The sequence below is a fragment of the Bacillus gaemokensis genome (assembly GCF_001590835.1).
In the GTDB taxonomy this organism is placed as follows: Bacteria; Bacillota; Bacilli; order Bacillales; family Bacillaceae_G; genus Bacillus_A; species Bacillus_A gaemokensis.
The window spans coordinates 267,740-280,597 of record NZ_LTAQ01000034.1; the positions used below are offsets into that span (position 1 = coordinate 267,740).

10 protein-coding genes are annotated in these 12,858 nt (G+C 35.8%); all 10 read right to left on the reverse strand.

Features of this window, described 5'->3' with window-relative positions; translation table 11 throughout:
* Positions 1-150: 150 nt before the first annotated feature.
* Entirely contained in the window at positions 151-1,290 is a 1,140-nt protein-coding gene (locus AZF08_RS20720; protein WP_033674762.1) for a hypothetical protein, read from the reverse strand.
* 250 nt (positions 1,291-1,540) lie between these two features.
* Positions 1,541-3,274 carry a thiol reductant ABC exporter subunit CydC gene (gene cydC, locus AZF08_RS20725; RefSeq protein ID WP_033674761.1) on the reverse strand — a complete coding sequence of 578 codons (1,734 nt, stop codon included), beginning with the start codon at positions 3,272-3,274 and terminating at the stop codon, positions 1,541-1,543.
* 1 nt (position 3,275) lies between these two features.
* Complete coding sequence (gene cydD / locus AZF08_RS20730; RefSeq protein ID WP_033674760.1) at positions 3,276-4,970, reverse strand: thiol reductant ABC exporter subunit CydD; 1,695 nt, start codon at positions 4,968-4,970, stop codon at positions 3,276-3,278.
* Positions 4,970-5,986, reverse strand: coding sequence for a cytochrome d ubiquinol oxidase subunit II (gene cydB / locus AZF08_RS20735; RefSeq protein WP_033674759.1), 1,017 nt, complete (start codon positions 5,984-5,986; stop codon positions 4,970-4,972). The genes cydD and cydB overlap by 1 nt, the downstream gene beginning before the upstream one ends.
* Positions 5,973-7,373, reverse strand: a complete 1,401-nt coding sequence (locus tag AZF08_RS20740; protein WP_033674758.1) for a cytochrome ubiquinol oxidase subunit I — start codon at positions 7,371-7,373, stop codon at positions 5,973-5,975. Before AZF08_RS20740 ends, cydB begins: the two co-directional genes overlap by 14 nt.
* A gap of 719 nt (positions 7,374-8,092) precedes the next feature.
* Positions 8,093-9,151 (reverse strand): LLM class flavin-dependent oxidoreductase, encoded by a 1,059-nt coding sequence (locus AZF08_RS20745; protein ID WP_033674757.1) that lies wholly within the window; start codon positions 9,149-9,151, stop codon positions 8,093-8,095.
* A 16-nt stretch (positions 9,152-9,167) separates the two neighbouring features.
* Positions 9,168-10,109: a ring-cleaving dioxygenase gene (locus AZF08_RS20750; RefSeq protein WP_033674756.1), complete on the reverse strand. Its 942-nt coding sequence runs from the start codon at positions 10,107-10,109 to the stop codon at positions 9,168-9,170.
* 50 nt (positions 10,110-10,159) lie between these two features.
* The gene (locus AZF08_RS20755; RefSeq protein WP_033674755.1) at positions 10,160-10,603 is read right to left on the reverse strand and encodes a MarR family winged helix-turn-helix transcriptional regulator; all 444 of its coding nucleotides are present in this window, start codon (positions 10,601-10,603) and stop codon (positions 10,160-10,162) included.
* Between the two features lie 369 nt (positions 10,604-10,972).
* A complete protein-coding gene (locus tag AZF08_RS20760; protein WP_051725748.1) occupies positions 10,973-11,977 on the reverse strand; it encodes a branched-chain amino acid ABC transporter permease in 1,005 nt (334 codons plus the stop codon).
* A 1-nt stretch (position 11,978) separates the two neighbouring features.
* Positions 11,979-12,839, reverse strand: a complete 861-nt coding sequence (locus AZF08_RS20765; protein WP_033674754.1) for a branched-chain amino acid ABC transporter permease — start codon at positions 12,837-12,839, stop codon at positions 11,979-11,981.
* Positions 12,840-12,858: the final 19 nt, after the last annotated feature.

Here is a 12,858-nt window from a genome sequence, read left to right on the forward strand (position 1 = left end):
CTATTTATTAGCTTCATATACTTTCTTATCACTAATTTTTTTGAATAAACAAAATTTCGCAAACTGTTATCTATTAAAAACACATTAATATATCTGTATGGAGTATTTATGCTTTTATGCTAGTCTGCGATTTAAAAAATACAACAACCTCTACCAGTTAATAATTTGGTTCAGCAACACAGACATCTTATCTGCTCCTTTTTTATTCATATGATCACTATCATAAAAATCACTGTCTTCAAACAATGAGGAATCAAATAAATCTAAAACTTGGAAAGAATACATATTTCGAAATTCATTTATAACGTTATAAAACCCTTCTTTTAACTTTGGATTAAGGGATCGAGCATAATACGATGTCACAGGAAATACAACAACAATTGGTTTTATATTGTATTGCATCAGTAAATCGAGATACTTCTTGAAGATCATTTTATTTTCAATCAAAGTATTTGGATAAAAAATTTTAGAATGCGACTGTGCTCTTATTTTCCCGTGTTCTTCAACTGACATATGAAAAGGCGCTGTATTCCACTCAGCATGTAACCATGATAATTCTGGTGCGCTACACCCAAGTTTCTCTATACAAGCATATTCGAAGTTCATAATAAAAATAGAGGAAAGGAACTCTGAGGTATCCAATTGTAATAATCCATGAGTAGACAAAGGCGTTGCTACTGGTGTATGATGCCCATCTTGAAACAAAGGATAATACACATTGTGAATACGATGTGCTTCAGAAGATAAGGATAAATCAAAATGAAAAGAAAAATAGCCAATACCCATAATGCAATATTGAAATACATGAGGATTAGAAAGAAGTTGTTTCGCTATTAAATAGTCATAGTATAAATCTTGTGATGGAAGTGTTAATTTAACTGACTTTTTTTGAAGAAGCTCAGGATTTATACCGCAATATGGGTAAGAAAGTCCTGTAATAAATAACTCGTAGGTAGGATTGCTTTTTACCTTTTGCATTGCAGTGTATACATTCATAAAGTCTGGATTTATTTGATATATGGAAAACAATCGCTTCTGCCATTCATACATATAATCTGTCAAATTAATAATTTTCGTACTCTCCACTCCTGATTGTATAAGTACGTTTGACAGCATTGCAGCATGAGTTCCCCAAACAATCACATAGTGAAATGCAGGGTCTGAAAAAATCGAATCTGAAATAGATTCAACGTTTACGATTGTTTTGCATTTTTTTCTATCGAGTAAATTTTGAATAATACTTCCCGAAAATTTATCACTCAAAATAATAATGTTGTACTCATCACGCATCATATATACCTCCTCGATTATATGTATTATACGCAGAGCATTCTCAATTTGAAACAAAAATACCGCCCTATACCTTCATAAAAACATTGAATTGAAAACAAGAAATGAAATGAACTGTTTCAAGTTGTAAAAAAAGTAGCTTCACCATAAGATGAAGCTACTCAAACACCCGAAAAACATGTCATTCAAAGATAACATTTCCATAATTCTATTAACACTCATTTACATCAGAATCAAGCGAGATTCTCCCCTATATACCTTTATCCATCTCATAAAGTCTACGATATTTCTCATTTTCTACAAGAAGTTGCTCGTGACTACCTTGCATCGTTATCTGACCATCTTCAAGAAAAATAATTTCATCCACGTGCTCAATTCCTATAAGGTGATGCGTTACCCAAATTACAGTTTTATCTTTCGTTGCCGTAAACATCGTTTCTAATAAAGCTGCTTCCGTTTTAGGGTCTAGACCAATAGTTGGTTCATCAAGTACAATAATCGGTGCTTCTTGAATAAGAGTTCGCGCAAAAGCAATTCTTTGTCGCTCTCCCCCAGAGAATCTCTTCCCCATTTCATGCATTTTCGTCTGAAGTCCATTAGGAAGAGACGCAATATGTGAAGCAATTTGTGCTTGTTCTAAAGCGGACCAAATATCTTGATCGTCTGCATCTGTTCTACCAATACGTACGTTATTCCCAATCGTCGTATCAAACAAATGTGGTTTTTGATTTAACACAGAAATATACTTTGATAGAAAATCAGTATGTGCCTTTTTCTTATCAAGTAACACTTGGCCATTTATTGGACTCAGTGCTCCTGTTAATAACTTTAATAAAGTGGATTTTCCTGTTCCACTTTTCCCTAAGATTGCTATCTTTTTTCCTGCTGGAATTTCAATTGATATATCTTTCAATACCAATTCGGTACTTTCTGAATAGTTATAGAATACATGTTCTAATTGAATCTCCACTTTCTTTGGTACAATACCGTTTTTCTGTTCGTATACACAGTTGTCTTGATATTTGTCCGATGGAACCATGTTACTTTCTATACGATTGAGCCGACTTATAGAATCTATATAAGATGGAATTCGATCAATTGCATCTGAGACAGGTATAAGTACATTTGTCACTGACAATGTCATTAAAACAAACGCTGCAATAATTGTTGGAGCAATTTGTTCACTTTCTGCCTGCTTTCCAGACCAAATTATCATAGAAATCACAACAACTCCAACTGTTAAGTGGATGATTCCATCTCGAATATGATGCCAACGTTTTATCTTCTTTTCAATCTTTAACAACTCAACATTTCTCTCTGAGTATTCTTTTATAAATTCAGCTGTTCGGCCACTTGCTTGCCAATCAGCTAATCCAAATACAGCATCCGTTAATTGCTGGTATAAACGATTTCTACCTTGCTTCAATACAGTATGGTGCTGCCTCATTAAAAGTAACGATAGCAATGGAATAAAAAAAACAATAACAGCTAGCATACTCCCAGCCATAAGTGCAAAGGCCCAATCAAATGCCCCAAGGACAGCAATAAAAATACTATATACCGCTAAAGCTAATATACTAGGAAAGATTGTACGCAAGTATAAATTTTGCAGATGTTCAATATCCTCAGATAATACCCCTAATACATCTCCTGTTTGAAAGCGAGAACGTAAAAACAAAGCTTGTGGTTCTATAATTCTATATAATTTGGTACGCATTTTTTCTAATATACGAAGAACTACATCATGACCAACTAGTCTTTCTATATAATGAAAGACAGCCTGTCCTATACTAAAAGCTCGCGTTGCAACAATCAGAACATATACAGCCATTATATTTTCTGGCCGAAGGGCGGATTTAGAAATTAAATAACCAGAAATAAATAGAAGCATTGCACCTGAACTCACTCCAAGAATTCCAAGAATAATAGTTAGAAGCATTCTCCCTTTATTTTGTTTTATATAGGGCCCAATCCAATTATTCATTTCATTTCCCTCCCTTCCGTATAAAAAGTTCTTCATATGTCCCTCGTTCTATAACGTTACCTTTTTCTAATACAAGAATATGATCCATTTGTTTCATCCAATGAAGCCGATGTGTTGCAAGAAAAACTAGCTTTCCTTTGAATAAACGAAGCATTGCTTGTTTTATCTCAAATTCTGTTTCAATATCGAGATGAGCCGTCGGTTCGTCTAATAAAATAATTGGCTTTTTACTTAAAAGAGCACGTGCCATAGCAATGCGTTGTTCCTGCCCTCCACTCAGCATACGTCCCCCTTCTCCAATTCTTTCGTGTATTCCACTTGACAAGGATTGAACAAGCGAGCGAAGGTCTACTTCATCTATAACTCTCTCTACTTCTTCATCGGTTGCACCTGGTTCATAAAAACGAATGTTATCTCTTAGTGAAATTGGAAAAATGTATGGCTGTTGCGGAATATAGGCAATATTTTGTAGCCAATCTTCACGTGTCAATGAGTCTATTTTTATTCCATTTATCATAATGCTGCCATGTGCAGGTTGAAGGAAACCTGCTAGCACATCGATAAATGTTGATTTTCCGGCCCCACTTTCACCAATTATCCCAATTGCGCCATTACCTTTCCACGAAAAGCAAACATCTTGTAACATTGCGTTTTCCGCTTCATCATTACATACCGTTATATTACTTAATTCCATATTACTAAAAGAATCCCATACAACCTTTGAACCCACAGCCTGTGCTTGCATATTTTTTTGTTTTTGCAAAATGTCTTCAATTTGCTCCATCGCAATTTGTCCATCTAACGTTGCGTGATAATTTGCCCCGACTTGACGAATTGGCAAGAAATATTCCGGAGCTAAAATTAAAATTGTAAGAGCAGGTAACAAAATAATAGATCCATCTATTAAGCGAATACCAAGTCCTACTGCAACAAAAGCAATTGATAAACTCGTAAAGAAATCCAGTGCAAAAGAAGAAAGAAAAGCAACTCGCAATGTGCGAATGGTTGCTTTTCTATACCTTTTGCTCACCTTTTCGATTTTACCTTCATGCTCTTTGCTCTTCCCTAAATATTTCAATGTTTCTAATCCTTTTAGCGTATCTACAAAATGATTTGATAACACGCGATATGTGTCATATTGCTTATCAGCCATTTTCTGTGCCGCTAATCCTAGAAGAATCATAAAAACAATAACAATTGGTATCGTTACAACCAAAATTACAGCTGAAGTAACATCAAGTGTAAAAACATATAAGGCAAGAAGCGCTGGAACGATACAACTGCGAATCATTCGAGGAATTGTTAACTCAACATATGTTTTTAACTTTTCAATCCCTTCAATCGATAGGGTCACCAGATGACCAGTACCGTTCACTTGTACAAACTTTGGTCCTAGATTAAAGTATGCCTCTATTAATTGTTTACGTAGTGCTAATCCTGTTTTTTCAGCAAAATGTTCTACGAAAAACTGCGACATATGAACTAGTATTTGTCTTACAGCGAATGAAATTCCAAAGTAGAGAATTTCGTTCAACACTTCTTGTACTTGTGCTCCTTGAAATAAAAATGTAATTGCACGTGATAAAAATACCGCCTGTCCAATGATACTACACGCTTCCAAAATACTAATAAAACTTAATACTACATATAAAAACCGGCTACCAGGATACGATGGGAGTCCTCTTTTTCTTTTCATCAGTACTCCAAATGATCCTGAGGCTTAATACGTTTTCTAAATACGTAATAGCTCCATATTTGATTCCCTAATACAAATGGTAAAATTGTAAGAGATAAATAACTCATTAACTTTAATGAATAAGCTCCTGATGCCGCATTATAAATTGTTAAATCATTCGCTGTTCCTAGTGTACTAATCATGACACGTGGGAACATACCAATAAACACACTTGCACTAAGCAAAATGATTGTTAAACTTGTCATAAAGAAAGCCCAGCCATCGCGTCTCTTTCTATTCAATATACTAGATACAAAGAGTGCTACAAATGCTCCTATAGGGAGTGCAATCCAAGCCGTACCATGAACAACAAAAATATCTGTTTTCCATAATCCCATACATGCAAAAGCAAGAAGTGCTAGTAATGTAATAGGTGCCATCTTTTTCGCAACAATACGTGCACGTTCTTGCAATTCACCTGTTGTTCGCAGTGTAATAAATTGCAGACCATGGACTGTGCATAAAAGAACAAACATCGCTCCTCCAAGTAAGGCAAACGGATGAAGTAATTGTAAGAATCCTCCTACAACATCTTTATTTTCATTAATAGGAACACCTACCATAAAGTTTGTAATAGCAATGCCCCAAAGAAGAGGTGGCACAAAACTACCAATCAAAATGGCCCAGTCCCACATATTTTTCCACTTTTCATTCTCCACTTTCCCGCGGAATTCAAACGCTACCCCACGTAAAATTAAAGCAAGAAGCATAAAAACAAATGGAATATAAAATCCACTAAAGAGTGTTGCATACCAATGTGGGAACGCTGCAAACATCGTACCACCAGCTGTAACAAGCCACACTTCATTTGCATCCCAAAATGGTCCAATTGTATTAATATATATACGTTTTTCTAAATCATTTCTTCCTAAAAACTTCGCAACTGTCCCTACGCCAAAGTCAAAGCCTTCAAGCACAAAGAAACCAATAAATAACGTTGAGATAATAAGAAACCATAACTCATTAAGAGACAACATATTCTTCCTCCTTATCAAATGGATCATGGCTCTGATAATCCTTTTTGCTTTTCTTATTCGCATGTTCTCGAATTAAACGAACAAATAAGTAAATACAAATTCCTCCTAAAATCAAATACATTGTTGTGAATGAAATGAGTGAGAACAATACTTCCCCTGCTGTAACATTCGGTGATACTGCATCTTCGGTTTTCATAACACCAAATACAACCCAAGGCTGACGTCCCATTTCTGTCATAATCCAACCAACTGTATTTCCGATAAATGGAAGCGAGATTGCATAAACCATTAACTTTAAATACCACGGTTTTTCTGTTAAACGATCCTTTCGTGACAAGAACCATCCATATGCTCCTAAAAGTAGCATAAACGTTCCACTTATTACCATTGCTCTGAAGCTCCAGAACATTGTACGTACTGGAGGAATATAATCTCCAGGTCCATACTTTTCTTCATACTGCTTTTGAAGTTGGTTCATCCCTTCTACTTGACCGCTAAATTTATCATAAGATAACAAGCTCAACATATATGGAATTTGAATTTCAAACGAATTCGATTTTGTTTCTGGATTAATTTTTGCCACAGCTGTAAATGGTGCAGGGTCTTCACTCGTATTCCATAATGCTTCAGCTGCCGCCATTTTCATTGGCTGTGATTTAATTAAATGTTGCGCTTGTGCATGACCAAAGAACAACACAAGAGCTGTTGCGATTGTTCCAACTATAATTGAGATTCGGAAAGACTTTTTAAACATCTCAGTCTCTTGTCTTTTCGTAATTTTCCATGCGCTGACACCAGCAATAAAGAATGCCCCTGTTGCCATGGCTGCCGTAATCGTATGCGGGAATTGTACCCATAATTGCGGATTTTGAATAATTGCCCAAAAGTCATTCATTTGTGCGCGTCCATCTGCCATCTCATATCCTACTGGTGCATGCATAAATGCACTTGCAGTTAAAATCCAAAATGCAGATAAAATCGTTCCAAGTGACACAAGCCAAATGGATAAAAGGTGAATTCGTTTCGGTAATTTATCCCACCCGAATACCCATAAACCAAGAAATGTAGATTCCATGAAAAAGGCTAAAAGCCCTTCAATTGCAAGTGATGGCCCAAAGACATCACCGACAAAGCGTGAATAAGTTGACCAGTTCATACCAAACTGAAACTCTTGTAAAATACCTGTTACTACTCCTACTGCAAAGTTAACAAGGAATATATGCGCCCAAAACTTCGTCATCTTCTTATAAATTTCTTGTCCCTTTACCACATACATTGTTTGCATTAATGCAATGATAAACACTAGACCGATAGACAACGGAACGAAAAAATAATGAAAAATCGTCGTGGATGCAAATTGAATTCGTGCTAATTCGAGCGTCTCCATATCAAAGTCACTTCCTTCTTACATTCTTTATATTTTTAAATAGATTGATTGGAAATATGAAAAGATAGCATCACTTATGTATTATTGGAAAATAGAAATTTTCAGTCTTTTTTACCTATTAAAGAAAAACGCTTTTTTCGTGAGATTTACCTTTCCCACTATTTCCACAGTGTTTTGTTCGTTAATCGAATTGTATAATATACTTACATAATAAATTCAGATGATTTTTGACGTATTCTTGACAGGATTTTGTCTGAAATATGTCTTTTGTAATTTTTTTGAAATAGAAATTTTATATTATAGAAATGTAATTTTTAAACATATAGCCTACTTTTTAAATGATGAAAAAACAGTAAATTCTTTTCTACACTTGACTTTCCTATGAAAAAATGTCCCTTTTCTCCACTCAAAAAACATATGCTATTTTGTCAAGAAAAAATGTATTTTTAAAATTCAAATTAAGAATATTACACTTCACAAATTCTAAAAAATAAAACTTACTCCATCTTCACATTGTTAGTAAAAGTTAAGATATGTTACAAATCACTTACTAAAAAAGATTTTATAAAACAAAACATAAATAAAAGCTGATGACGCAATATCCTCCTGCATCATCAGCTTTTATTTAGAGTATTAAATTTTAAATATTAAAAATCATACTCAGGCATTCACCTCGCGAATGCCTGAATACGTCTCAACAAACGGCACTTAACTACTTCTTATTTTTTCACTGTATGTTTCTTAATAGCTGGCATAATTTCAGTTGCAATCAACTCAATGTTTTTGGCAATCTTATCGAATGGTACGCCACCAAAATCAATTTGTGCCATAAAACGCTGTTGACCATATAATTCATATTGATAGAGCATTTTTTCAATAATTTGTTGTGGACTACCAATCATTAACGCATCACGATAATCTGTAGCTTGCTCAAATTGCCCTTTTGGATAGCCTCCACCACGTAATGCCTGCATACCAGAATTAATATGTGGATAGTACTCATAAAGTGCATCCTGTGAATTTTCTGCTGTATAAAACAAACTCGTTGTTGCAATTGGTAAAGTTGCTGGATCAAAACCACTGCGCTCTGCTGCTTCGCGGTACGCATCTACCGAAACCTTAAAATTAATAGCAGGACCTCCGAGTGTTGTTAGCATCATCGGTACACCTGCATATCCAGCTTTAATCGCGCTAGCAGGTGGACCTCCTACTGCACGCCAAATCGGCATATGACCATTTTTAGGCTGTGGCAAGATGGATGCATTGTTAAGTGATGCACGGAATTTACCATTCCATGTTACTTTTTCTTCGTTATTTAACTTCATTAGAAGCTCCATTTTTTCTTCGAATAATTCTTCATAATCATTTAAATCATAACCAAGTAAACTATATCCTCCTACACGTGAACCACGTCCAGCAACAATTTCAGCTCGGCCTTTTGAAATTAAATCGATTGTAGCAAAGTCTTCATACACACGAACAGGATCCGATGTACTTATTACCGTTGCCGAACTGGCAATTTTAATATTTTTTGTTGCCTGTGCGATTGCCCCTAAAATGACTGTATGCGCCTGTGTTGTAAAGTACGTTTGATGACTTTCACCGACAGCAAATACATCAAGTCCTGCCTCGTCAGCTAACTTGCTCGCCTCAATTAATTCTTGAATACGCTGCTCTGCACTAATCTTTGAACCTGTATGTGGATTTGGGATATGATCCCCAATCGAATATAAACCAAATTCAATTCCTTTACTTGTATCTATACGATATTGTTCCATATCTATTCTCCCCTTTTTAATCAATCGGTACTAACTTGGCTTCAATTTCTGTACGTCGTTCTTCTAAAAATGGAGGTAAATCTAACGCTTTGCCAAGCTCTTCGGCTGTTGAATCCACAGTGAATCCAGGACCATCTGTTGCAATTTCAAATAAAATACCATTTGATTCTCGGAAATATAAACTTTGGAAGTAAAAACGATCTACAATCCCCGTTGAATAAAACCTATTTTCTTTAACAACCTCATCCCAATAACGCAATTCATCTTTGTTTTTCACACGGATTGCTAAATGATGAATACTTCCTCTCCCAGGCTTTTCATTCGGTCCTTCTTCCTGTTTCACAACAATTTCTCCAAATGACTGTCCACTAACAGCCTGATAAATTGCTTCTTTATCAGAGCGAGATACTTCTACATAACCAAACATATCTTTTAATGTTTTTGCTAATTGGTTTAAATTACGCACCGTCATTTCGACTGTGCCCATTCCTAAAATGCGATGCGTTTGCTCCACAGCTGAGTCTTCCCACGCCGCCCAATATTCAGGAACCTCTTCACCTTTATTATTTAATAGAACCAATCGTAAGCCTTCTGGATCTTCAAAATGTAAAGCATCTCGGCCAACATATGTTGTAATTTCACTATGCTTTACATCTAATAGCTCAAAACGTTTTTTCCAAAATACAAGACTTTCAAATGATGGGACAAGTAACCCGATTTGTGTGATTGCATTCGTGCCACGAGTTGTTCTTCCTGCCATAGGCATTTCAAAAAATGACAACTCTGTGCCTGCGCTGCCTGTTAAGTCCCCATAAAACAAGTGATACATAGTAGGATTATCTTGATTAACAGTCTTTTTCACGCGGCGTAACCCTAATACTTTGTGATAAAATTGATTATTCATTTGAGCATTCTTCGTAATCATTGAAATATGGTGATGTCCAGGAATCTTATACATTATTATTCCTCCTCTTTTCATTTGACTAATCAAGTGATAGTGTAAAAAAATTACTCAGACGGCAATTCTTTTTTTTCACTATGTTTATGAACACGCGTCATCAGCGTATATAGTGTGTTTTTTTCTTCTTCATTTAATACATCATCAAAAAATGATGATTGAAATGCAAGTTGTTCAGGCAATGCTTGTTCTAAAATACATTCAGCCTTCTCTGTAAGGCTGATCATTTTCGTTTTCCAATCTTGCTTACGTACAATATAACCTTCTTTTTCAAGACGTACTAGCATACGCGAAATACCACCTTGCGTAACCGTAACTTTTTCGGCTAACTCCATTTGCGTGAGTGGCTGATAAATTCGAATTTGCATGAGTACATCGAATTGAGCAGTCGTTAAATCAAAGCGTTTTAAAAATTCATTTGACATCTGATTACTTTGATTCGTAAAACGGATTAAGCGTAGCCAGATTAACGTTCCTATCGTATTTTCACGCATTTCAAACCCCTCCTCATCACTAATCTCACTATCACTTTACTACTCAATTGATAAAATAGCAAGTAAATATAAAATGAGAGCTAACCATCAGTGGAAGATTCTCCTCCACCGATGGTTAGCTCTCACCTATCTTCCACACTTTTCTCTACATCTTGAGGTAGGTTTTTTCCAGAACTATTGGGATAAAAACGCAAACCTCCTTTTATCCCGCTATTTGCGGGCAGTAATACTCCCACCTCAAAATTCGACGAAAGCAAAGAAGTTAGGTGGGAGATAAACTGCCCGTAAAAGCCCGATTGGTGAAGGCTAATAATTAGTGGTGGATGAAGAAACCCCCCACTAATTAAAGTTTCACTTTATTGAAAAGCATCATACACTATGCTCAATTTCCTTACTTTTCTCTACCTTCTTCTTTTTTGTTATATTCCTTATTTTTTTAACCGTTCCAACCAAGCCTGTCGGGAAACCTAATAACACAATAATATACAATAATCCTAGGAAAATCGTCCATCTCTCAAAGATTGGATACTGCGTGGCAAGTTCTGATAAATAATACTTTAAAGATTCGATAATCCCAGCACCGGCAATTGCACCTATTAAGGTTCCAACTCCGCCAATCATTGTCATTAATAATGCATTTAAAGTCATTTCAATTGAAAAGACAGTCGTATTTACAAAACGCAATGTGATAACAAACAATCCACCACTAATCGCTGCCACTATTCCAGCTACCACACTCGCAATTATTTTATAGTGAAGAACCTTATATCCAAGCGCTTCTACACGTTGTTCATTTTGCGAAATCGCCTTCAAAACTTTTCCAATAGAAGATTTCGTAAAGAGTTGCAGTAATAGAAAAATGACGACTAGGCATATTAATGTAATATAGTAAAATGTAAAACGGTCACGGAACATATCGGGTACACGGAATGTAAAACCATCTCCACCATGGGTGACTGCTCGCCATTTTTCAGCAAGTACAAAGAACAGCTGGGAAATAGCAAGTGTTAGCATGGCGTAAAAATGACTTTTTAATCGTAAAGAGAGCAAGCCGATTATATAACTAATTATCGCTGATAATACAACCGCTATCGCAATACCGATTAAAAAACTTGATATAGACGCCTCTTGTCGATCTAATAAGAGTGCAACACAATAAGCACCTATTCCAAAAAACATACAATGACCAAATGAAACAATACCGGTATATCCTAAAAGAACATCAAAGCTCATCGCAAATATTGCAAAGATGAAAATTTGCGTGAACAAAATGAGTAAGCTCCGGGAATCATTTACGAAAGGGAATACACTTAAACAAATCAATACAGCTATCCCAAAATACACCCCTACTCGACTAAATGTGTTGTTCACCATTTCACCCCTTTTCACCAACGAGCCCTGTCGGCTTGACTATTAAGAAGAATAACAACATTAGCATATTTATCGCGAGTGATAAATCAGGTATATAGTACGCCGTAAAAGCTCCAGCCAACCCAACAATTAAAGATGCAATTGCTGAACCTTGCACACTACCTAATCCTCCAATAATGACAACAATAAAAGCTAAAATAGCATACTGCATTCCCATCTCTGCAAAAATAACGCCCGAATATGGTGCAAGAAGAAACCCACCTAATGCCGCCATTCCAGCTCCTAATAAAAAGACAAATGAAAATATAGCCTTTACGTTAATACCAAGAGCTTGAACCATCTCCTTATCCATTACACCGGCACGAATCATAAGGCCAATTTTTGTTTTACGTAGTAACAACATCAAACCAATATAGATAAGTACCCCAACAATAATGACAAATAGGCGATACTTTATTAATATAATCCCATCAAATGTAAAGCTCCCTTGCAACCATACTGGTAATTTAGCTCCAATTGGATTCGGTCCCCAAAATACTTTTATACATTCGCTAAGTACGAGCATTCCACCAAGTGTCACAAGAAGCTGACGAACATGGTTTCCATAAACAGGCCGAATGAGAAATCTCTCTAAAACGAAACCAAGAAACATTCCCATCACAACTGCTCCAATTAATGCAAGGATATAACTACCGGTCATATTAAATAACCAAACACCTGTAAAGGCTCCCCATGCAAACAATCCACCATGAGCAAAATTGAGCACACTCATTAAACCAAAAATTAGTGAAAGTCCAGATGCTAATAAGAAAATAAGCATACCTGTCGAGACTCCGTTTACAAACAAGTTAACTAACACATCCACGCTCTATGCCTCCTCCGTA